21 protein-coding genes are annotated in these 21,985 nt (G+C 66.0%); 11 read left to right on the top strand and 10 right to left on the bottom strand.

Annotated elements, in window-relative coordinates; genetic code table 11:
* Positions 1 to 327: 327 nt before the first annotated feature.
* The gene (locus ACI48I_RS15565; protein WP_498574696.1) at positions 328 to 1,317 is read right to left on the bottom strand and encodes a hypothetical protein; all 990 of its coding nucleotides are present in this window, start codon (positions 1,315 to 1,317) and stop codon (positions 328 to 330) included.
* A 307-nt stretch (positions 1,318 to 1,624) separates the two neighbouring features.
* Between ACI48I_RS15565 and ACI48I_RS15560 the strand changes: the two genes are divergently transcribed.
* The 5 genes from ACI48I_RS15560 (at position 1,625) to ACI48I_RS15540 (ending at position 6,742) form a co-directional block, all read left to right on the top strand.
* Positions 1,625 to 2,599, top strand: coding sequence for a tripartite tricarboxylate transporter substrate binding protein BugD (locus ACI48I_RS15560; protein ID WP_498574695.1), 975 nt, complete (start codon positions 1,625 to 1,627; stop codon positions 2,597 to 2,599).
* A 144-nt stretch (positions 2,600 to 2,743) separates the two neighbouring features.
* Complete coding sequence (locus ACI48I_RS15555) at positions 2,744 to 3,205, top strand: tripartite tricarboxylate transporter TctB family protein (protein ID WP_498574694.1); 462 nt, start codon at positions 2,744 to 2,746, stop codon at positions 3,203 to 3,205.
* A gap of 12 nt (positions 3,206 to 3,217) precedes the next feature.
* The gene (locus tag ACI48I_RS15550) at positions 3,218 to 4,720 is read left to right on the top strand and encodes a tripartite tricarboxylate transporter permease (protein ID WP_498574693.1); all 1,503 of its coding nucleotides are present in this window, start codon (positions 3,218 to 3,220) and stop codon (positions 4,718 to 4,720) included.
* 345 nt (positions 4,721 to 5,065) lie between these two features.
* Positions 5,066 to 6,199 (top strand): porin, encoded by a 1,134-nt coding sequence (locus ACI48I_RS15545; RefSeq protein ID WP_193685647.1) that lies wholly within the window; start codon positions 5,066 to 5,068, stop codon positions 6,197 to 6,199.
* Positions 6,200 to 6,283: 84 nt separating this feature from the next.
* Positions 6,284 to 6,742 carry a PaaI family thioesterase gene (locus ACI48I_RS15540; RefSeq protein WP_193685646.1) on the top strand — a complete coding sequence of 153 codons (459 nt, stop codon included), beginning with the start codon at positions 6,284 to 6,286 and terminating at the stop codon, positions 6,740 to 6,742.
* A 15-nt stretch (positions 6,743 to 6,757) separates the two neighbouring features.
* On the opposite strand, the gene ACI48I_RS15535 is transcribed toward ACI48I_RS15540, so the two are convergent.
* A complete protein-coding gene (locus tag ACI48I_RS15535) occupies positions 6,758 to 7,543 on the bottom strand; it encodes a hypothetical protein (RefSeq protein WP_498574692.1) in 786 nt (261 codons plus the stop codon).
* A gap of 261 nt (positions 7,544 to 7,804) precedes the next feature.
* On the bottom strand, positions 7,805 to 8,623 hold the full coding sequence (locus tag ACI48I_RS15530) for an IclR family transcriptional regulator (RefSeq protein WP_193685644.1): 819 nt from the start codon (positions 8,621 to 8,623) through the stop codon (positions 7,805 to 7,807).
* A 325-nt stretch (positions 8,624 to 8,948) separates the two neighbouring features.
* On the opposite strand from ACI48I_RS15530, the gene ACI48I_RS15525 reads away from it, so the two are divergent.
* From ACI48I_RS15525 to ACI48I_RS15500, 6 genes are all read left to right on the top strand, one after another.
* Positions 8,949 to 9,089 (top strand): hypothetical protein, encoded by a 141-nt coding sequence (locus tag ACI48I_RS15525; RefSeq protein WP_193685643.1) that lies wholly within the window; start codon positions 8,949 to 8,951, stop codon positions 9,087 to 9,089.
* Positions 9,090 to 9,149: 60 nt separating this feature from the next.
* Entirely contained in the window at positions 9,150 to 10,013 is an 864-nt protein-coding gene (locus ACI48I_RS15520) for a branched-chain amino acid ABC transporter permease (protein ID WP_193685642.1), read from the top strand.
* Positions 10,013 to 11,035 (top strand): branched-chain amino acid ABC transporter permease, encoded by a 1,023-nt coding sequence (locus ACI48I_RS15515; protein WP_498574691.1) that lies wholly within the window; start codon positions 10,013 to 10,015, stop codon positions 11,033 to 11,035. Before ACI48I_RS15520 ends, ACI48I_RS15515 begins: the two co-directional genes overlap by 1 nt.
* Positions 11,028 to 11,792 (top strand): ABC transporter ATP-binding protein, encoded by a 765-nt coding sequence (locus tag ACI48I_RS15510; RefSeq protein ID WP_193685640.1) that lies wholly within the window; start codon positions 11,028 to 11,030, stop codon positions 11,790 to 11,792. Before ACI48I_RS15515 ends, ACI48I_RS15510 begins: the two co-directional genes overlap by 8 nt.
* A complete protein-coding gene (locus ACI48I_RS15505) occupies positions 11,779 to 12,486 on the top strand; it encodes an ABC transporter ATP-binding protein (RefSeq protein WP_193685639.1) in 708 nt (235 codons plus the stop codon). The genes ACI48I_RS15510 and ACI48I_RS15505 overlap by 14 nt, the downstream gene beginning before the upstream one ends.
* A gap of 61 nt (positions 12,487 to 12,547) precedes the next feature.
* Positions 12,548 to 13,729: an ABC transporter substrate-binding protein gene (locus tag ACI48I_RS15500; protein ID WP_193685638.1), complete on the top strand. Its 1,182-nt coding sequence runs from the start codon at positions 12,548 to 12,550 to the stop codon at positions 13,727 to 13,729.
* A 12-nt stretch (positions 13,730 to 13,741) separates the two neighbouring features.
* On the opposite strand, the gene ACI48I_RS15495 is transcribed toward ACI48I_RS15500, so the two are convergent.
* From ACI48I_RS15495 to ACI48I_RS15465, 7 genes are all read right to left on the bottom strand, one after another.
* Positions 13,742 to 14,131 carry a CzcE family metal-binding protein gene (locus tag ACI48I_RS15495; protein WP_193685637.1) on the bottom strand — a complete coding sequence of 130 codons (390 nt, stop codon included), beginning with the start codon at positions 14,129 to 14,131 and terminating at the stop codon, positions 13,742 to 13,744.
* Between the two features lie 128 nt (positions 14,132 to 14,259).
* Positions 14,260 to 15,465 (bottom strand): CaiB/BaiF CoA transferase family protein, encoded by a 1,206-nt coding sequence (locus ACI48I_RS15490; protein WP_193685636.1) that lies wholly within the window; start codon positions 15,463 to 15,465, stop codon positions 14,260 to 14,262.
* 2 nt (positions 15,466 to 15,467) lie between these two features.
* On the bottom strand, positions 15,468 to 16,268 hold the full coding sequence (locus tag ACI48I_RS15485; protein ID WP_498574690.1) for an oxepin-CoA hydrolase, alternative type: 801 nt from the start codon (positions 16,266 to 16,268) through the stop codon (positions 15,468 to 15,470).
* Positions 16,265 to 17,407, bottom strand: a complete 1,143-nt coding sequence (locus tag ACI48I_RS15480; RefSeq protein ID WP_498574689.1) for an acyl-CoA dehydrogenase family protein — start codon at positions 17,405 to 17,407, stop codon at positions 16,265 to 16,267. Before ACI48I_RS15480 ends, ACI48I_RS15485 begins: the two co-directional genes overlap by 4 nt.
* A gap of 12 nt (positions 17,408 to 17,419) precedes the next feature.
* Positions 17,420 to 18,628, bottom strand: coding sequence for an acyl-CoA dehydrogenase family protein (locus tag ACI48I_RS15475; RefSeq protein WP_498574688.1), 1,209 nt, complete (start codon positions 18,626 to 18,628; stop codon positions 17,420 to 17,422).
* A 21-nt stretch (positions 18,629 to 18,649) separates the two neighbouring features.
* On the bottom strand, positions 18,650 to 19,831 hold the full coding sequence (locus ACI48I_RS15470; RefSeq protein WP_193685632.1) for an acetyl-CoA C-acyltransferase: 1,182 nt from the start codon (positions 19,829 to 19,831) through the stop codon (positions 18,650 to 18,652).
* A 24-nt stretch (positions 19,832 to 19,855) separates the two neighbouring features.
* The gene (locus tag ACI48I_RS15465) at positions 19,856 to 21,976 is read right to left on the bottom strand and encodes a 3-hydroxyacyl-CoA dehydrogenase NAD-binding domain-containing protein (RefSeq protein ID WP_498574687.1); all 2,121 of its coding nucleotides are present in this window, start codon (positions 21,974 to 21,976) and stop codon (positions 19,856 to 19,858) included.
* Positions 21,977 to 21,985: the final 9 nt, after the last annotated feature.

The following is a 21,985-nucleotide window of genomic DNA, read 5'->3' as shown; positions in this document are numbered from 1 at the left end:
GCGGGACGGACTGCGGAGCCGGCATGATTATTGGCGATCGTTGACGTATTTGAAATACGTAGAATTACCGTAGCAGGCTGTCCGCCCGGATCAGCACGACCCGGCTGCGACGCCCCGGCACCAGGCTGCTGTTGACCACCGCGATCCTTCCCGCCCCATCCACGGCGAACTTCCTGCCCAGCAGCCCCTGCTGGCTGCCGTTGCTCCCGCCCGGGGGCGGCGCGCTGCCCGGAACGAGGGCCGGCGCCGAGAACCGGCGCCCGCCGTCGTGCGAGCTTGCAAGGCCGAGCGAGCGCGCACGTCCATGCACGTCCAGGTTTTCCCAGATCAGAACCAGGCCTTCCTGATCGTCGCTTGCCAGCGACGGATAGGCTGCGCCGCCGTCCGCCGTGGACGCCGCCAGCGTGCGCGGCGCTGCAAATGCGCCGCCGGCAAGCGTGGCCGTGTAGCGCAGCTCGGCGCGCCCGGCCCGATGGAAGGCGAACGCGAGGTGCACCCTGCCCGTGCCGTCGACCGCCAGCGATGGCGCATCGGCTCGCCCTTGCGGATCGCCCACCAGCCGCGGCGGGCCGAACTGGCGCCGCCATCGCCCGAGCGCGCGACCCGGATGCGCGCCGCCGGGTCCTCGCCCACGGTCCAGGCCAGGTAGACGGCCGATCCCCTGCCTGCGGCCAGCGCCGGCGCCCGCGCCGGCCGTGCATCGTCGCCGGCGACCCGGCGCGGCGCCTCGAAGCTGGCGCCGCCGTCGCGCGAACGAGACAGCCACAGCGCGCCGTCATATTCGGTCCAGGCGGCGATCAGCACGCCATCGCCGCCGACCGCGATATCGAGGCTGCCGTTCGACCAGACCTCGCGGCTGAGGCGTCCCTTGCCGTCGCCACCCCGGGAGCGCGACAGGTTCAACGGACGCGAGAAACTCCTGCCGCCGTCGTTCGAGGTGGCGAACAGGATGTCGCCGCCGTGCGAGCCGCCCGAAAAAATGATTTCCTGCCACAGCAAATAGAGATGGCTGCCGTCGCGGCCGACGGCGATGCGCGGCAACCAGGAAAACGTGTCCGGACTGCGCGAGACGTTCACCGGATCGCTCAGGCGGCCCCGGGACAGGCTGCGCAGCCATACATCCCTGCCCTTCTGGTCGGCCCAGGCGAGGACGAGCTCGCCGCCGGGAACGAAGGCGACGGTGGCGTCGTCCACATAATCGTAGCGCGTGTCGTTCTGGCGCCACGGCCCCTTTTCGCCGCGCCCAGCGGCGAACTCGAGCGGGTCTTGCCAGACCATTGTCGCCAGCGGAAGCAACAGTAAGAGCGCGCGCAACATGAGGGCCTCCAGGCCACAAGCTAGCACCACGCGCCGCTTACCGGCGCGGGAAGCCGCACCGCGGGCCGATCCGGCGCCGTCCTTCCAGCCGCCGCGCTAATATGGATGAGCCTTTCGACAACTGGCTATTGCGGTTTTCCCTTAGTTGCAAATGAGACTATTTACTGGTACAACAAGCCTGCGTACATACCTGATGAATAAATTCCAACCCCGCAGAGGGCAGGACGGTGGCGCCATGCGCCACGCGATGCACTGATCAGGTGCGACGGCAGCAGATAACTTATAAACAGAGACCGAGGAAGACACCATGAAAATCACCCTGATGCGCGCCGCCGCATGCCTGGCATTGTTCGGCAGCGCATTCGCGCACGCCGAGACCTATCCGACCAAGACGATCACGATGATCGTGCCGTTCGCGGCCGGCGGCCCTACCGATACGGTTGCGCGCCTGGTGGCCCAGTCGATGGGTAACAAGCTCAAGCAGCAAATCATCATCGAGAACGTCAACGGCGCCGGCGGCACCATCGCCGCGGCGCGCGTCGCCAAGGCGACCCCGGACGGCTACACGCTGTTCATGCACCACATCGGCCACTCCACCGCGCCGTCGCTGTACCGCAAGCTGTCCTACAACGCGCAAACCGACTTCGAACCGATCGGCCTCGTCACCGACGTGCCGATGACCATCGTGGCGCGCAAGGACTTCCCGGCGCGCGACTTCAAGGAATTCCTCGCCTACGTCAAGGCCAACAAGGACAAGGTCACCTACGCCAACGCCGGCGTCGGCTCGGCCTCGCACCTGTGCGGCATGCTGTTCATGACCGCGATCGGCACCGACCTCACCACCGTGCCGTACAAGGGCACCGGCCCGGCGATGAACGACCTGCTCGGCGGCCAGGTGGACTTCATGTGCGACCAGACCACCAACACCACCAGCCAGATCAAGAGCGGCAAGGTCAAGGCCTACGGCGTCACCACCAAGACCCGCCTGGCGAACATGCCCGACCTGCCGACCCTGAACGAAGCCGGCCTGCCGGGCTTCGAAGTGGCGGTCTGGCACGGCCTGTACGCGCCGAAGGGCACGCCGAAGCCGATCGTCGACACCCTTGCCGGCGCCCTGCAGACCGCGCTCAAGGATCCGAACGTCAAGCAGCGTTTCGCCGACCTCGGCACCGAGCCGGTGAGCGAGGCGCGCGCCCGTCCGGAAGCGCTCCGTGCCCACCTGAAGAGCGAAATCGAGCGCTGGTCGCCGATCATCAGCAAGGCCGGCGTCTACGCCGACTGATTCACCGCCGCCGCACGGGTGGCGGAACTGCCGCGGGATGCTTCCCGCGGCAGTTTTGCGCATCCGTACGGCGGCCGCCGTACGACCGCGACGGCGCAGGGAATCCGCGGCCAGCCAACGACAAGCAATAAAAAGGAGCGCGCAGTGCCATCATTCATCCGCCATCCGAAGGACTTTTGGACAGGCATCATCTTTCTCACCATCGGCATGGCCGCCATCGTCATCGGCCTCGACTACCCGATGGGAAGCGCGGGCCGCATGGGCCCGGCCTATTTCCCGAGCGTGCTCGGCGGTCTGCTGACCCTGATCGGCGCCATCGGCGTCATCCGTTCCTTCCTGCGTGCGGGCGAGGCCATCGGCAAGTTCCACATCAGGGAAATCGTCCTGATCCTGCTCGCCGTGCTGCTGTTCGGCCTGCTGATGCGCAATGCGGGCCTGGTGCCGGCCGTCCTGGTGCTGGTGCTGATGAGCGCCTACGCCAGTCCCAAGTTCACCTGGGGCCCTTCGCTGCTGCTGGCGATCGGCCTGGCGGTCTTCGCGGTCGTCGTGTTCGTCAAGCTGCTCGGCTTGCCTATGCCCATCCTCGGCCCCTGGCTCGGTTTTTAAGAAGAAGACAACATGGAAATCCTGCATAACCTCGGGCTGGGCCTGGAAACGGCCTTCACCCTCACCAATCTCTTCTACTGCCTGATCGGCGTCTTCGTCGGCACCGCCGTCGGCGTGCTGCCGGGCCTGGGCCCGGTCGCCACCATCGCGATGCTGCTGCCGGCCACCTTCGGCCTGCCGCCGGTCTCGTCGCTGATCATGCTCGCCGGTATCTACTACGGTGCCCAGTACGGGGGCTCGACCACGGCCATCCTGGTCAACCTGCCCGGTGAATCGTCCTCGGTGGTGACCGCCATCGACGGCTACCAGATGGCGCGCCAGGGCAATGCCGGCAAGGCGCTCGCCACGGCGGCGCTGGGCTCCTTCTTCGCCGGCACCGTCGCCACCATCCTGCTGGCCCTGTTCGCGCCGCCGCTGGCCGAACTGGCGCTGAAATTCGGCCCGGCCGAATACTTCTCGCTGATGGTGCTGGGCCTGGTCGCCTCGGTCGTGCTGGCCAGCGGTTCGCTGCTCAACGCGATCGGCATGGTGATCCTCGGCCTGCTGCTGGGCCTGATCGGTACCGACGTCAACTCGGGCGCCGCGCGCTACACCTTCGACATGCCCGAACTGGCCGACGGCGTCAACTTCGTGATCGTCGCAATGGGCATGTTCGGCATCGGCGAAATCATCCGCAACCTCGAGCACGACGAATCGCGCACGCTGATGATGAAGAAGGTCAAGGGCCTGATGCTGACCAAGGACGACTTCAAGCGCATCGCCGCGCCGGTGCTGCGCGGCACCGTGATCGGTTCGGCCCTCGGCATCCTGCCGGGCGGCGGCGCCATGCTGGCATCGTTTGCCTCCTACTCGATCGAGAAGAAGGTGTCGAAGAACTCGGCCAACTTCGGCAAGGGCGCCATCGAAGGCGTCGCGGCGCCGGAAGCGGCGAACAACGCCGGCGCCCAGACCTCGTTCATCCCGATGCTGACCCTCGGCATTCCGTCGAACCCGGTGATGGCGCTGATGATCGGCGCGATGATCATCCAGGGCATCCAGCCGGGTCCGGCCGTGATGACCGAGCAGCCTGCCCTGTTCTGGGGCCTGATCGTCTCGATGTGGATCGGTAACCTGTTCCTCGTCGTGCTGAACCTGCCGATGATCGGCCTCTGGGTCAAGATGATCATGGTGCCTTACCACCGCCTGTATCCGGCCATCCTGATGTTCTGCGCGATCGGCGTGTTCAGCCTGAACAACAGCGAGTTCGACGTCTACCTGATGGCCCTGTTCGGCCTGTTCGGCTACATCTGCGCAAAATTGGGTGCCGAGCCGGCGCCAATGCTGCTGGGCTTCATCATCGGACCGATGATGGAAGAATACCTGCGCCGCGCGCTGCTGCTCTCGCACAGCGACCCGCTGGTCTTCGTCCAGCGTCCGATCAGCGCCACGATGCTGGCCCTGGCCGCCATCGCGATGGCCGTCGTCCTGCTGCCTTCGCTGCGCCAGAAACGCGAGGAAGCCTTCCAGGAAGACTGATCGCGGAATGATCAGACCAGAAGCCCCCGGCATGCGGATGCCGGGGGCTTTTTTTTGCCCGCCGCCTTACCTCTCCTTCCTTTCTCCTTCCTTACACGGCCCGTCGGCGTGCCGAATCGGACGCTCCTGTCCACTTCTTTCGCTTATTGAACACACTTCCTGTGCGAAATTGCACAAACAGGTCGCAAGTGCCACGAAGTCGTTGACAATATTGATGCAAGAAAATACAGTTTCAGAATAGATGGCTGAGTTCCACCAAGAGAAACGCCGCCGCTATACCTGAATTACCCGCCGTCCGGCCTCGTCGGGGCCGGAGCACCTCGAAAACCAGGAGACCGCATTAATATGAAGAAGACCATCCTTGCAATGGCCGTGCTTGCTGCTTGCATGTCGACCGCGTCGGCGCAGACCAGCGTCACCATCTACGGCATCGTCGATGCCGGCCTCGCCCACGTGGACAACAACAACGGCTCGGCCAACGACCGCACCACGGTGGATGCAGGCCTGATGCAGACCTCGCGCTGGGGCTTCAAGGGCGTCGAAGATCTGGGCGGCGGCATGAAGGCCCGCTTCGCCCTCGAAGGCACCCTGCTGAACGACGTCGGCGGCGCCGGCGTCAACACCGGCACCCCGGGCGGCACCGCCAACTCGACCGCCCTGTTCGACCGCGAAGCCACCGTCGGCGTCAGCAGCGCCTTCGGTTCGATCGACATCGGCCGCCAGAACATCCTGGGTATCGGCTCGGTCGGCCTGGCCGACCCGATGGGCCTGGCCTTCGCCGCCACCAGCCCGAACGTGCTGTACGGCGCCATGAACAACGGCGCCGTCTACGGCGGCTTCGGCGCCAACGGCCCAGGCAACAGCGCCCTGCGCCAGTCGAACTCCATCAAGTATGTCTCGCCGACCATGGGCGGCGCCGGCTTCGCGCTGATGCGCGCCTTCGGCGAACAGGCCGGCGGCATCCAGCGCGGCTCCTACCAGGGCGCGTCGGTCTTCTACAATGCGGGCCCGTTCGGCGCCGCCGGCGCTTATGCGCGCATGAAGAACAGCGTCAACACCGACCTGCTGACCTCCTGGGGCATCGGCGCCAAGTACACGCTGCCGGTGGCCGTGATCAAGGCGACCTACATCACCAACGAAGTCGACAGCAACAACCGCAAGATCGCCGTCGCCGGCGTCGGCGTCGACTTCCCTGTCGCCCCAGCCCTGACGCTGACCGGCGCCTTCTACAACACCAAGCTCACCGGCCCACGCCGTGACGACTCGCAGCAGTACCATGCGATCGCCCGCTATGCGCTGAGCAAGCGCAGCACCGTGTACGCCGCCTACACCCGCGCCAATACCGACCTGGTGGTCGAGGCGGCGTCGGGCACCGCGGCCGGCATCGCCGCCGGCAACATCAACCTGGCACAGGGTATCGTGAGCGTGGGCAGCGACAGCGCGAACCGCTTCGTCGTCGGCGTGATGCACATGTTCTGATGCCGCGGCTTGTCTTGACAAGCTAAGCTGAAGCAACACGGCGGCCACTGGCCGCCGTGTTCATTTGAGTAGATACTGTTTCACATGACACGAGAACACACCGATATCGCCGACGTGCCCGCAGGCTTCGAACGCCTCAAGCGCGGCGGCCCCTACATGGCCGGCCTGGGCTACCTGTACTGCCGGCGCGAAGCCGGCAAGATCACGATCGCGATGCGCATGGCCGACCAGCACACCAACATGCGCGGCATCGTCCACGGCGGCATGCTCGCCAGCCTGGCCGATTCGGCCCTGGGCCTGGGGCTGACGCTCTCCTGCGACCACAGGCACTCCTTCGTCACCGTCAACCTGAGCACGGACTTCATCGACGCCGCCCGTCCCGGCGACTGGGTCGAGGCGCACATCCACATCGGCCGCATCGGCTCGCGCGTGGCCTTTGCCGACTGCGAACTGATGGTGAAGGACAAGCGCATCCTGCGCGCGAGCGGCGTGTTTGCGGTGATGAAGGCCTTGACGGCGGCGCAGCTGGACGCGGGGTATTGAGCAGCTGCCCCGGCTTCACCACGCCAGCTGCCGAATCAGGTCGCTTTGGCCGACGATGATTTCACCCAGGCTGCGGCGACTGGCATCGGCGAAATAAACCGGAAGGCAGGCCGGCGCCCTGCCGTCGCCGGACACCGACACGTACACGACATAGCTCGGAAAGCGGCGGACATACGCCAGCCCATGCACCAGATTGGCTGTTCCGCCAAAGTTCTGGGGAGCAGTCAATTGTTCGGATACGTCGAGGTTCATGACATCGGCCACGCCGTAACGCAATTTCGTCAGGCGCGACCTGATTTCCTTGTCGAGCTGGATGCGGATCGTCAGGTCCCATTCCAGGTCCGGCGTCAGCGCGGAGCCGACCGTGGAACCGGCACCGCCGGAAAAAAACTTCAGGGCGGCCTCCGGTATCGGGTCGTGCGCCGCTCCCTGCAGGCGCATTTCATACCACTCGTCGCTGTCCATCCACATGGCGCTCGCCTGCGATCTGGTCACGGTTGGCGTGAGCGACGTGCACACGCGCCCACCGGCGGATCGGGGACCGGTCAACACGGTCGTCAGTCCCGGCACCACGGCGGTGCCGGCATCCGCGTCGGGCCTGGCGCCGAAGCGCTGTATCTTGAACGCCAGCGTCTGTTTCGCCCTGTAGCTGGGCCTGGTCCAGCCGGCATGGGTGGCCGGCGGCGTGACGAAGCCGTCGCCGCCGAAGCGTGGGCCGCATGCTCCCGGGCCCCAGCGCGCAACGCCTCCCGGCAATGAGTGGATTGGATTGGATTCGGAACATCGGCCTGCGGTATCCATGCGAATACGTCAACGCGAAACGTCAGCATCTCTACCTCCTTGCCCATAGCGGTCCAAACGCGGCTGCCAAGCCGTGCAATTTCCGTAGCCGATGCAAGGCAGCCATGAGAATCTGTTCACACGCTCATGGCGTCCATCCTGACGCGAATAGCCGATGCGCGGGAGCTTTGGTCGTCCCGCTCGGGCGTCAGATTGTTACTGGTTCAGATTTCGTGCTCGACCATCTCGCGGTCGCGTAGCACCGCGTGGGCGGAGCCCACCCTAGGACTCCAGCCGCGCCGCGATCTCGATCAGGCGCGGCCGCACTTCCTCGAGCAGGAACTCCTTCGACACGCTCGAGGATGGTCCGCCGCAGTTGATCGACATGAGCTGGTTGCCGCCGATCGGATAAAAGCCGACGGCGATGCCGTTGACGTCCTTCTGCCACTCGCCGAACGAGGTGGTGCAGCCGTACTGCGCATAGTCGCGCTGGCCGCGCGCGATCGCCTCGAGCACCGCTTCGTAGGCCATCTCGTCGAGCTCCTGGTAGCGCGCCAGGATTTCCTTGCGTTCCTGCTCGCTCGCTTTCACCAGGTAGGCGCGCCCGATGGCCGAGACCGCGAGCGGCATGCGCGAGCCCACCTGCAGCGCGAGGGCCAGGGCCGCCGTGCTGCGGCAGACCTCGATGTAGATCATCGACAGCCGGTCGCGCACCGCGATCGAGACCGTGGTGCCGGAGAACTCGGCCAGTTCCTGCATCATCGGACGGGCGAGCTGGCGGATGTCGAGCCGCGCCAGCATCGCGCTGCCCAGGCCCAGCGTCGCCGTGCCGAGCACGTAGCGGCCGCTGGTGTCCTGCACCAGGTAGCCGAGGCGCGTGAGCGTATAGGTGAAACGGGTGACCGTCGATTTCGGCAGGCCGCAGCGTTCTGCAATCTGCTGATTCGTCAGCCCCTTGTCGGCCGAGCGGAAGCAGGCCAGCACCTCGAGTCCGCGCGCCAGCGCCGTGATGAAATAACGTTCCTCGCCCTTGCGCGCGCCCTCGATGAGCTCGCCGGAATCGTGACCCGGGCCGGTGGTGTTCGTGTCGCTAAGCTGCATGGTTGGACCCCAGTCTGGACGTTGGGAATACGAGGCGGACCGCCGCCGCAAAAGAGCCTTTGCGGGATGCGCGAGGCATGGCACACTGAGCGGGCAGTTTTGTTCGATGCGGCATACCCATGATCACCCGTCCCTCCAGGCCCCGCGCGCCGCTCACGGGCAAGGAACTGGGCAGCAAATTCGGTTCGCGAACAAAACGTTGCTACTCATCTGAAAGTATCGTATCCTTTTTTTGTTCCATTTTACACCCTGCAGTTTCGCAGAGTAAAACTAAAATCGCTGGGTTCATCGGGTACGCATAAGCGCGCCCACTTCGAGGAGTCGCATGATTACAGACCATGTGCTGGCGAATACGAAGGCAGCGCAGGCCGCAAGCGGTCCTGCCCGCCGCGCCATCCTCGTTTCCCTCTCCCCCTTCCGGCCGGCAGCGGCCCGCTCCACGCCGCGAGGTGCGCCCATGCAGTAACACGTCCCGCGCCGGCAGCATCCAAATCAACACGATCACACCAATAACGGAGACACGATTTTGGAGCTTTTCCTGCAACAAGTCCTCAACGGGCTGACCCTTGGAGGGGTCTACAGCCTGGTCGCACTCGGGCTCACGCTCGTCTATGGCATCCTGCACGTGCCGAACTTTGCCCATGGCGCCTTCTACATGGCGGGCGCCTATTCGGCCTTCTTCATCATGACGAAACTCGGCCTCAACTACTGGTGGGGCATGCTGGGCGCCGCCGTCGTGGTTGCGCTGATCTCGGTGCTGTCCGAGCGTTTGGTGTTCCACCCGCTGCGCAAGGCGCCCTACCTGCACCACATGATTGCGTCGATCGGCATCCTGCTGTTCCTGGAAGCGGGTGCGCAGGCGATCTGGGGCGCGGACTTCCACCGCATGGAGACGCCCTACACCCAGCTGCTCGAATTCGGCGGCCTCACCTTGCCGGCGCAGCGCCTCCTGATCATCGGCGCAGCCTTCCTGCTGGTGGCGCTCCTGCAGCTGTTCCTGAAAAAGACCATCACCGGCGCGACGATCGTCGCCATGGCCCAGAACCGCGAAGGCGCGGCCCTGGTCGGCATCGACGCCAACCGCGTCGCGATGCTGACCTTTGCGATCGCCGGCGCCCTGGCCGGGATGGCCGCCGTGCTGTACGCGCCGATCAACCTGGTCTATACCTCGATGGGCAACCTGGTCATCACCAAGGCCTTCGTCATCATCGTGCTGGGCGGGATGGGCAGCGTGCCGGGCGCCATCGTCGGCGGCCTGATCATCGGCTTCGCGGAAGCCTTCGGCGCCTTCTACATCTCGACCGACTACAAGGACATCATCGCTTTCGCTTTACTGGTGCTGATCCTGTCGGTGCGTCCGCAGGGCCTGTTCGCGAAAGGGGCGCACTGATGAAGCTTCTTAACTCCACCACCGGCTGGCTCCTGCTGCTGGCGCTCGCCCTGGCCTTCCCCTTCCTGGCCGGGAACGACTACCACCTGACCGTGATGTCGACCGCCTATATCTACGCGATCGCCACCATCGGCCTGAACCTGATCACGGGCTACACCGGCCAGTACAACCTCGCCCACAGCGGCTTCATGGCGGTCGGCGCCTACACGGTCGGCATCCTGACGGTCGACCACCAGGTGCCGTTCTGGATCGCCTTCCTGCTCGCGGGCGTGGTCGCCGCCGCCCTCGGCTTCTTCGTGGGCCTGGTGTCGCTGCGCCTGAAGACCCACTTCTTCTCGATTTTTACCCTCTGCGTCGGCTACATCATGTACCTGCTGATCGAGAAATGGGAAAGCCTGACCCACGGCACGGTCGGCATCATCGGCATCCCGGCGCCACCGAGCATCGGCAGCATCGATTTCACCGAGCCGCGTCCGCAGTACTACCTGGTGCTGCTGTTCCTGGTGGCGAGCCTGTGGATCATGCACCGCATCGTGCGCTCGCTGCTGGGCCGCACCTTCATGGCGATCCGCAATGGCGACGACCTGGCCCAGGCGCTCGGCATCAACCTGATGCGCAACAAGCTGCTCGCCTTCATGCTGTCCGTCTTCTTCGCCGGCCTGGCGGGCGGCCTGTATGCCGGTTTCGTGCGCTTCATCGGCCCCGGCGTGGCCAGCGTCGAGCATACCTTCGACATGACGATGTACATGCTGGTCGGCGGCATCGGCACCCTGCTCGGGCCCCTGCTGGGCGCGATCGGCGTGCCCTGGCTGACCCAGTACCTGCAGGTGCTGCAGGACTACCGCTTCGTCGTCTTCGGCCCGCTGCTGGTGATCCTCGTGATCTTCCTGCCCTACGGGATCGTCGGCACCTGGATGAACCGCAAGCGCAGGAAGGAAGCGCTGGCGGCCCAAGCCGCGGCCTCGTCCGCACCACGCGACCTGTCTTCGGTCTCCACCGCGAAAGGAGCGACCCATGCTTGAAATCGATTCGCTCACCAAGCGCTTCGGCGGCCTGGCGGCCGTGAACGACGTCAGCGTCAGCTTCGCGCGCGGGACGATCAACGCCATCATCGGCCCGAACGGTGCCGGCAAGACCACCTTCTTCAACCTGGTCAGCGGAGCGATCGCGCCCACCTCGGGCAAGGTGGTCTTCGACGGCCGCGACGTGACCGGCCTGCGCGCCGACCAGGTGGCACGCCTCGGCATGGCGCGCACCTTCCAGAGCACGACCCTGTTCGACACGGCCACTGTCCTCGACAACCTGATCGTCGGCCACCGCCTGCGGACGAAATCCTCGCTGCTCGACGTCGTGCTGGGGACGAAACGCCTGAAGGACGAGGAACGGATCTGCCGCGAGAAGGCACGCCAGGCGCTGGATTTCGTGGGGCTCGGCCATGTCGAGAACCGCATCGCCGGCGACATCTCGCAGGAAGAAAGGAAGCGCGTCGCCTTTGCACTGGCCCTGTCGACCGATCCGACCCTGCTGCTGCTGGACGAACCGGCCGGCGGCGTGAATCCCGAGGAAACCGTGGGCCTTGCGGCGCTGATCCGCAAGATGGCCGACAGCGGCCTGACCGTCTGCCTGATCGAACACAAGATGGACATGATCATGAACCTCGCCGACAAGATCCTGGTGCTCAATTACGGCGAAAAGATCGCCGAGGGCACGCCCGCCGAGATCCGCGCCAACCCGGTCGTGATCGAAGCCTACCTGGGGAGCGAACATGCTGCGGCTTGACAAGGTCTCCCTCTCCTACGGCAGCTTCCGCGCGCTGCACGACGTCTCCATCCACGCCGAAGAAGGCGAACTGGTGGTGCTGCTCGGTTCGAACGGCGCCGGCAAGAGCTCGATTTTCCTCACCATGAGCGGGCTGCAGCGCGCCGACGCGGGCAGCATCCGCTTCGGCAACCACGAGCTGGTCGGGCGCAAGCCTTCGCAGATCGTGGCCGACGGCCTGGTGCACTGCCCGGAAGGCCGCAAGCTGTTCCCGGGCATGTCGGTGCTGAAGAACCTGACGCTGGGCGCCTACGTGCACCGGCGCGACAGCAAGGGTACGCAAAAGACCCTGGACGAAGTGTTCGAGCTGTTCCCGATCCTGCATGAGAAGAAGGAGCAGGCGGCCGGCTCGCTGTCCGGCGGCCAGCAGCAGATGGTGGCGATCGGCCGCGCGCTGATGGGCCGCCCGAAGGCGCTGCTGCTGGACGAACCCTCGCTCGGCCTGGCGCCGCTGGTGGTGAAACAGATGTTCGAGGTGATCGCGCGCATCAACAAGGCCGGCACGACGGTGCTGCTGGCCGAGCAGAACGCGTACGCGGCGCTGAACATCGCCAGCCGCGCCTATGTGATCGAACAGGGCCACATCGTGATGGAAGGCGGCCGCGAGGAATTGCTGAACAACGCGCAAGTGCGCAAAGCGTATATCGGGGCGTAGATCCCGGGATGAAGAAGTAAAGCGTAGCACCCACAACAAGCAACTCTCAGGAGACACACACATGAAAGTGCAAGCCAAGTTCACCCGCCGCACCCTGCTGGCAGCCGCTGCAGCCACCCTCGCCTTCGCCGCCGGCGGCGCCCAGGCGCAGGAAGTCATCAAGATCGGCTACTCCGGACCGCTCTCCGGCGGCGCTGCGCTGTACGGCAAGAACGTCCTGAGCGGCATGGAAATGGCCGCCGCCGAAATCAATGCCAAGCCGCTCACCATCGGCGGCAAGAACTACAAGGTCGAGATCGTCCCGCTCGACGACAAGTACAACCCGGCCGAGACCGCCATCAACGTCCAGCGCCTGGTACAGCAGCACAAGACGGCCGCCGTGCTGGTGCCGCACTCGGGCGGCGTGTTCGCGGTCCAGGCTTTCAACGAAAAGGCAAACACGCTGCTGCTGGCGTACACCAGCCTGCCCCAGGTGACCGAGCGCGGCAACAAGCTGACGATCCGCATCCCGCCCGATTTCACCGGCTACATCGCTCCCTTCACCAAGGCCATGATGGCCAAGCACGGCAAGAACGTGGCCATGCTGCAAGCCGACCACGATTACGCCAAGGCCTGGGCAGCGGCCTTCAAGCCGGTCTGGGAAGGCGCCGGCGGCAAGATCGTCGCGGAAAACCCGATGTCCTACAACAAGGCGACCGATTTCTACAGCGGCGTGAGCCGTGCGGTGCAGGCCAAGCCGGACGTCATGTTCATCGGCGGCGCCTCGGAGCCGACCGCGCTGGTGGCCAAGCAGGCCCGCGAACTGGGCTTCAAGGGCGGCTTCATCATCCTCGACCAGGCCAAGATCGATGAGATGGCCAAGGTCGTGGGCGGCCTGGCGCCGCTGGAAGGCTCGATCGGCGTGATGCCGCTGGCAAACGACGACCGTCCGGAAGCGGTCGCCTTCACCCAGCGCTACCGCAAGCTCAATCCGGGCAAGGATCCGAGCACCGAGATCAGCCTGAACTATTCGACCGTGCACGCCACGGTTGCCGCCATGAAGCTGGCCGGCACCACGACCGATGCCACGGCGATCCGGGCGCAGATGCAGAAGGCCTTCACGACCTTGCCGCCGGAATACAACCCGAACGACATCGACGGCCTGGACAGCAAGGGCGGCACGATCGCCAATACCATCCTGGGCACGGTCGAGGGCGGCAAGATCAAGGGGCAGTTCCTGCGCGCCCTGAACGCCGGAAAATAAGCAACACGCGCACTACCTGACGACCGCCGGGAGCCGCGTATCCTGGCGGTCGTTGTCGTTGAACTGCGCCCGTTCGGAATACAGCGGGCTGGGCGCGACATACACGCGCGTTTCCTGACCCACGGTGCCGTTCGGCGCCACCTGGCTCAGGTTGAAGACCTGGACGATGGGGCTGGTATTGAAGGTCCAGGCAAATTCTCCCCCGCTACCGACAAAGCGGACAGTGTCGCCGCTGACGACGTTGATCGACTGTACCCCTGAGCCGAGGTTGACGGTACGGACGGCGGCTGCGCTTGGGACGCGCGAGCCGAGCAGGTCAGGACGCGGTTCGACCGCGCTGGCCGACATGCAGGCCGTCGCCAGCACTGCGGCGACGGCGGGAACAAACAGACGGGATGTCATGATGCGCTCCAAAGGAAAACCAGAAGATTCTCCATTCAATCTAGCTCCCGGAGCGCGGAATGTAAGCGGCATAGGAAAATAAAATGTCGCGGGACGGGCGCATTCACCAGGCGATTGCACCCGGATGATCACACGACACCGCGTTTCTTCAAGGCTTTCAAGGTCTCTTCCGACAAACCCAGCAAATCGGCAAGCACCTCGTTCGTGCCTTCTCCCAGCGTCGGCGGCGCGCTGCGCACCGGCAGGCGTTCGCCGTTGAAGCGGTAGGGCGACGACATCACATCGACCGTGCCCGCCACCGGATGCGGCATCTTGTTGACCAGGCCCGCCTCGACCGTTCGCGGCGAGGTCATCGCCTCGTACAGCCCCGCCACCTCGCCGCAGGGAATGCCGACCCGGGTCATGCGCTCCAGCAGCTCCTTGCGCTTGCGCGCGCCCACGGCCTGGCGCAGCTGGGGCACCAGTTCCTCGCGGTGTTTCGTGCGCTCGAGATTGGTCTTGAAACGCTCGTCCTCGGCCAGGTCGGGCCGCTCGATCACCTCGGTGCAGAAGCGCAAATACTGGCTGTTGTTGCCGACTGCAATCACCAGCGGACCGTCCTCGGCCTCGTACACCCCATACGGCATGATCGACGGATGGGCGTTGCCGTAGCGCGGCGGGTCGTTCCCGCGCAGCAGGGCTTCCAGCCCGTAATACGCCGTGATCATCAGGCCGCAGTCGAACAGGGCCATGCCGACGTGGCGTCCCAGGCCCGTCTTCTCGCGGTCGTACAGTGCCGCGAGCACGCCCTGGGCCGCGTACATCCCGGTCATCATGTCGACCGCGGCGACGCCGAATTTCAGCGGCGGCTGGGTCGGTTCGCCGTTCAGGGCCATCAGGCCGGCCTCGCCCTGGATCACGAGGTCGTAGCCGGGACGGGCCGCTTCCGGACCAGTGCGGTCATAGCCCGTGATCGAGCAGTAGATCAGGCCAGGCTGCTCTTCCTTCATCTGCTCGTAGCCCAGGCCCAGGCGCTCGATGTCGCCGAACTTGAAGTTCTGGATGACGATATCGCTTTTACGGATCAGGTCGCGCGCGATCTGCTGGCCTTCCGGGGTCTTCAGGTCGAGGCAAATGGAGCGCTTGTTGCGGTTGACGCTGTTGAAATAGGCGGTCTCGGTGGCGCCCACGCGCATGCCCCAGTCGCGGGTGTCGTCGCCGCGCTGCGGGTGCTCGACCTTGATCACTTCGGCGCCGAGGTCGCCCAGCACCATCGCGCACCAGGGTCCGGCCAGCACCCGCGACAGGTCGAGGACGCGCACGCCGGCCAGCGGCAGATTCGATTGTGTTGTCACGTTCAGTCTCCAGTGCGTCCGCGTAGGGAAGCGAAATCCGGCCTGCGTTTCTCGAAGAAGGCCTTGATGCCTTCCTGCGCTTCGTCGTCGCCCTGCGACTCGGCCATCAGCTGCGCTTCCAGGTCGAGCTGCTGGTCCAGGCTGGCGTGGCCCGCGTTGTCGCACAGGCGCTTGATGCGCGCGGCCGCGTTGGCGGGTCCGCCGGCGATGCGTTCGGCCAGTTGCACCGCTTCGGCCAGCGCCGCTCCGGGCGCCACCAGGCGGTTGACGGCGCCCAGCGCATGCAGGCGCTGCGCGGGAATCCGCTCGCCCAGCAGGCACAGCTCCATCATCTGCTGGCGCGGCAGGAACTCCGCCAGAAAGGCAGTCGCACCGCCATCCGGGCTCAGCCCCACCTTCACATAGGCCATCGTGAAGAAGGCATTCTCGGCCGCGACCAGCATGTCGCAGGCCAGCGCCATCGACATGCCGGCGCCGGCCGCGCCGCCTTCCACAGCCGCGATGACCGGCTTCGGGCAGGCGCGCAAGGCGCGGATCAGGTCGTGCAGGCGCCCGATTTTCTCCAGGCGCCCCGCCACCGGGAGTTCGCGCCGCGTCGCCAGCTGGCGCAAATCGCCGCCGGCGCAGAAGAAGTCGCCGTCGCCGGCAAAGACGATCGCGCCGATCGCAGGGTCGTCCGCAGCCTCGTTCAGCGCGGCGGGCAAGGCGTCGTACAGCGCCGGCGTGATCGCATTCCGTGCCGACGGATTGCTGTTGACGAGGATGCGCACCGCACCCTCGGTGCGGATCAGCAGCCCGCTCATGCCGGCTGCCGGCCGAGCGAAATGTAGCGCTCGAGGTGGTGGTCCTCGTCGCCCAGCTGGTGGTCGATCATCACCAGGCGCTTGGCGTAGTGCGCCAGCGGCAATTCCCAGGTCATGCCGATGCCGCCATGGAGCTGGATGCACTCTTCGGCCACCTTGGTGCCGATGCGGCCGATCGACATCTTGGCGGCGGACAGGGCGCGCTCGCGGGTAATGCGGTCTTCGCTGTCCAGCGCGGCGGCCGCGTTGATGACGGCGGAGCGTGCCTGCTCGATCTCCAGCAGCAGGTCGGCCATGCGATGCTGCAGGGCCTGGAAGCTGCCGATCGGGACACCGAACTGCTTGCGGGTGCGCAGGTAGTCGAGGGTCGCTTCCTTGGCCGCTTCCATCGCGCCCAGGCTTTCCGCGCACAGGGCCAGGATGCCGCGGCCGACGGCGCGTTCCAGCGTCGCGTAAGCCGCGCCCTCTTCGCCCAGCAGCGCGCCGCGCTCCAGCAGCACGTTCTCGAAGCGCAGTTCGGCCACGTGGCCGCCGTCGATGGTCGGCGTGCCCTGCACGGTCAGGCCAGCGGTGCCGGCCGGGACCAGGAAGAGCGAGATGCCGTTTTGCTCGTCGACCGCGCCCGCCGTACGCGCGGAGACGACGAAGACGCCGGCCTGCTCGCCCACCGCCACGACCGATTTCACGCCGTTCAGCGACCAGCCCTCGCCTTCGCGGCGCGCCATGAGGCCGACGCGCGCCAGTTCGTAATGTGTGTCAGGCTCGTCATGCGCGAAACTGGCGATCGTGCTGCCGTCGGCGATCGACTCCAGCAGGCCGCGCTGGGTCTCGTTGCCGCTCCTTGCAATCGCTTCGGCCGCCAGCACGGCGCTCGCCAGCAGCGGTTCGAGCACCAGGCCGCGGCCCAGCGCTTCGAAGACCACCGCGATGTCGAAGCCGGCGCCGCCGAAGCCGCCGTCTTCCTCGCGCATCAGGGCGCCGACCGCGCCCAGTTCGGCGAAGTGGTTCCACATCTCGGGCGAATAGCCCTCGGCGCTGCCGGCGATCCTGTTACGCGTCTCGAAGTTGTAACGCTCGGCGATGAAGCGGTTCAGGCTGTCGGCGAGCATGCGCCGTTCTTCGGTATGTTCAAAGTTCATCTGACCTACTCCTTACAGTCCGAGGATCATCTTCGAGATGATGTTCTTCTGGATCTCGTTGGAGCCGCCGAAGATCGACAGCTTGCGGTTGTTGAAGTACTGGGCCGATGCGGCTGGCGCAAAATCGGGGCCGAAAGTCGGGCCCTGGTAGTCCGCATCGAGCATGTCCTGGGTGAAGGGGCGTGCATGGACGCCCATCGCACGCCGGGCCAGCGAGGTGATCTCCTGGCGGATCTCGGTGCCGCGGATCTTGAGCATCGAACTTTCCGCGCCCGGCACGCCGCCGCCGGCCACCGCCGCGATCACGCGCAGGTTGGTCGTCTTCATGTTCTCGAGATCGATCTCGACCCGCGCCAGGCGCGCGGCAAAGGCCGGGTCTTCCGACAGCGGCTTGCCGTTGCGGGTCTGGGTCGCGGCGATGCGCTTCAGGCGCGCCAGCGCAGCCACCGAGAAGCCGACGCCGGCGATGTTGGTGCGCTCGTAGGTCAGCAGGTACTTGGCGCAGGTCCAGCCGGCGTTCTCCTCGCCTACCAGGTTCTGGACCGGCACCCGCACGTCGGTGAAGAAGACTTCGTTCACTTCATGCTCGCCGTCGAGCGTGATGATCGGACGCACTTCGACGCCAGGGGAGTTCATGTCGATCAGCAGGAAGCTGATGCCGGACTGCTTCTTCGCCTCGCGGTCGGTGCGCACCAGGCAGAAAATCATGTTGGCGTGCTGGCCGAGCGTGGTCCAGGTTTTCTGGCCGTTGACGATGTAGTGCTCGCCCTCGGCGTCGGTCCCGCGTACGGCAGTGGTCTTCACGGCCGCCAGGTCCGATCCGGCGCCCGGTTCCGAATAACCCTGGCACCACCAGTCGTCGCCGTTCAGGATGCGCGGCAGCCAGTAGGCCTTTTGCGCCTCGTTGCCGTACTTGATCAGCACCGGCCCGAGCATGTTGACGCCAAAGGGCACGATGCGCGGCGCATGGGCGATGGCGCTCTCGTTCTCGAAGATGAATTTTTCGACGGCCGTCCAGCCGGGGCCGCCGTATTGTTCGGGCCAGTGGTTCGCCAGCCAGCCGCGTTCATTGAGGATGGCGTGCCACTCCTCCATGTCGGCCTTGCTCAGGTGCTTGCCTTCGGCGACTTTATCGGACAGGCGCTTGGGGAGCTTGTCGGCCAGGAAGGCGCGCACTTCGGCACGGAAGGCTTCTTCTTGCGGGGTGAAATTCAGGTCCATAGGTATCCTTAAATGCGTCCCTTAGAAAATCTCGAACAAGCCGGCGGCACCCATGCCACCCGCGATGCACATCGTGACGACAGCGTATTTTGCGCCACGGCGGCGGCCTTCCAGCAAAATGTGGCCGGCCAGGCGTGCGCCGGTCATGCCGAACGGGTGGCCGATCGAGATCGCGCCGCCGTCCACGTTCAGGCGCTCATCCGGAATACCCAGCTTTTGCTGGCAATAGATGGCCTGCGAAGCAAAGGCTTCGTTCAGCTCCCACAGGTCGATATCGTTCACCGTCAGGCCGAAGCGCTTGAGCAGTTTCGGCACCGCGAACACGGGACCGATGCCCATTTCGTCCGGCTCGCAGCCGGCGACCGCCATGCCGCGGAAGGCGCCCAGCGGGGCCAGGCCGAGGCGCTCGGCCTCTTTCGCTTCCATCATGACGCAGGCCGAGGCGCCGTCCGACAGCTGGGAGGCATTACCGGCGGTGACGAATTTTCCTTCGCCCATGACCGGCGCTAATTTTGCCAGGCCTTCATAGGTGGTGCCGCGCCGGTTGCAGGTGTCCTCGCTGACGGTCACTTCGCGCTGCGTGACTTCCTTCGTTTCCTTGTCGGTCACCGCCATGGTCGTGGTGCAGGCGACGATTTCCTCGGCATAGCGCCCGGCCAGCTGGGCTTCCTCGGTCTTGCGCTGGCTCTCGAAGGAGAAGCGGTCCTGGGCTTCGCGCGAGATGCCGTAGCGGGCGGCCACGATATCGGCGGTCTCGATCATCGGCATGTAGAGGGCCGGCTTGTTTTCGAGGATCCACGGGTCCATGCCCGAATCGCCCGAATCGCGGGTGCGGATCTGCGAGATGCTCTCGACGCCGCCGGCGATCACGGCCGGGGCGCCGTCGACGACGATGCGGCCGGCGCCGATGGCGATCGCCTGCAGGCCCGAAGCGCAGAAGCGGTTCACGGTGGTGCCGGCGATCGAAATCGGCAGGCCGGCGCGGATGATGGTCTGGCGCGCGACGTTGCGCCCGGTCGTGCCTTCCGGGTAGCCGCAGCCGAGGATGGCGTCCTCGATCTGCTCCGGATCGATGCCGGAGCGCTCGACCGCGGCGCGCACGGCAAAGGCGGCCAGTTGCGGGCCGGTGGTGATGTTGAATTCGCCGCGGTGCGCTTTCGTGAGCGGGGTGCGGGCAGTTGAAACGATGACGGCTTCGCGCATGGCGAGTCTCCTGTGAGTGTTCTCTTATTTATTCAGGCTGGCGAAATTCGCGCCGCGCGCGACGAGATCGACCAGCAGCGGCGACGGCTTCCAGAACAGCGGATCTTCCTTCGCGAATTCCTGGATGTCGGCCAGGATCTTGTCCAGCCCGACCGTGTCGGCATAATGCATCGGGCCGCCGCGGTAGCGCGGGAAGCCGTAGCCGTGCACGAAGGTCACGTCGACGTCGAGCGGACGCAGGGCGATCTTCTGGTCCACCACGTTCGCGCCTTCGTTGATCATCGCCGCCAGGTAGCGGCGCACGATCTCCTCGTCGGTGAAGGTCTTCGGCGTCACGCCGGCGCGCTGGCGTTCGGCATCGATGATGGCTTCGACTTCCGGGTCGGGCGTGCCGACGCGGGCGCCGTCCGGATACAGGTAGTAGCCGCGGCCCGTCTTCTGGCCGAACCAGCCGCGTTCGCACAGGCGGTCCGGGATCTGCACATAGCGTGCTTTCGGGTCGCGCGTGGCGGCGCGGCGCTTGCGGGTGGCCCAGCCGATGTCGCCGCCGGCCAGGTCCGAGACCTGGAACGGTCCCATGGGATAGCCGAAGCCGCGCACCGCCTTGTCGATCTGGTAGGGAGAAGCGCCGTCTTCCATCATCATCTGGGCCGCCTGGCCATACACGGCCAGCACCCGGTTGCCGATGAAGCCGTCGCAGACGCCGGCGCGCACCGCGGTCTTTTTCAGTTTCTTCGCCAGCTCGAAGGCGGTGGCGACGACATCGGCCGCCACTTTCGCCGGCACCACGATCTCGAGCAGCTTCATGATGTTCGCCGGCGAGAAGAAGTGCAGGCCGATCACGTCCTGCGGGCGCGTGATGGAGGCGGCGATCTGGTCGATGTCGAGATAGGAGGTGTTCGTGGCCAGCACGGCGCCCTGCTTGCAGACGCGGTCGAGTTCCTTGAACACGGCCTGCTTCACGGCCATGTCCTCGAACACGGCTTCGATCACCAGGTCGACCTGGCTCAAGGCATCGTAGGCGGTGCTGCCGCTCCAGCGGTTCATGATCGCTTCTTTGGCCTCGGCCTTGATGCGTCCCTTGGCGATCAGGCCGTCGTAGACCTTTTCCACGTTGGCGCGGCCGCGCGCCAGCGCTGGGTCGTCGCGCTCGATCATCACGACCGGCAGGCCGGCGTCCAGCACCGCCACGGCGATACCGGCGCCCATGGTGCCGCCGCCGACGATGCCGACGCTGTTGACTTCACGCGGCTGCGCGCTGCGGGTCTCGGGCGCCTTGGCCGCTTCGCGCTCGGCGAAGAAGGCGTGCACCAGGCCGGCGCGCTGCGGGCTGTCCAGGCAGGCGAGGAAGAGCGTGCGCTCCAGCGCCAGGCCCTCAAGGAATGGCAGGTCGAGCGCGCCCTGCACGGCGTCGACGATTTTCAGGGGCGAGAACAGGCCGCGCGCCTTCTTTCCTGTGTCGGCGCGGGCGGCGTCGATCGCGGCCTGGGTGGCTGGGCGGTCGGCCAGGGCCGTGCCTTCGCTGGTGCGGCGCGGCGCCGCGTTCGATGCAATCAGTTCGCGCGCATAGGCCAGGCCCGCGGCCACAGGGTCATCACCCTCTTCCACCTTGTCGACCAGGCCGAGCTTCAATGCTTCGCGCGCGCCGATGTGGCGGCCGCTCAGCATCAGCTCGAGTGCGGCAGCTGCGCCGATCAGGCGCGGCGTGCGCTGGGTGCCGCCGGCGCCGGGCAGGAGGCCGAGCAGCACTTCCGGCAGGCCCAGCCTGGCGTTGGCGAGGGCCACGCGGTAGTGCGCGCCGAGCGCCACTTCCAGGCCGCCGCCGAGGGCCGCGCCGTGGATGGCGGCGACGACCGGCTTCGAGCAGGCTTCGATGCGGTTGCAGACATCCGGCAGCGCGGGCGCCTGGGGCGGCTTGCCGAATTCACGGATGTCGGCGCCGCCAAGGAAGTTGCGGCCGGCGCCGAGCAGGACCACCGCCTTGACGGCCGGGTCGGCGTCGGCGGCTTCGATGGCCTCCATCAGGCCGCGCCGCACGTCGACGCCAAGCGCGTTCACGGGCGGGTTGTCGATCGTGACGACGAGGATATCGTCATGGCGGGCAGACGCGACGGCGGCGGCTCCAGCAGCTTCAGCGGTATTCATCAAGCCTGT

It is taken from the genome of Massilia sp. LXY-5, from assembly GCF_059801075.1.
The sequence above is the reverse complement of the archived record's forward strand: the minus strand, read 5'-3'. Positions and strand labels throughout refer to the sequence as shown.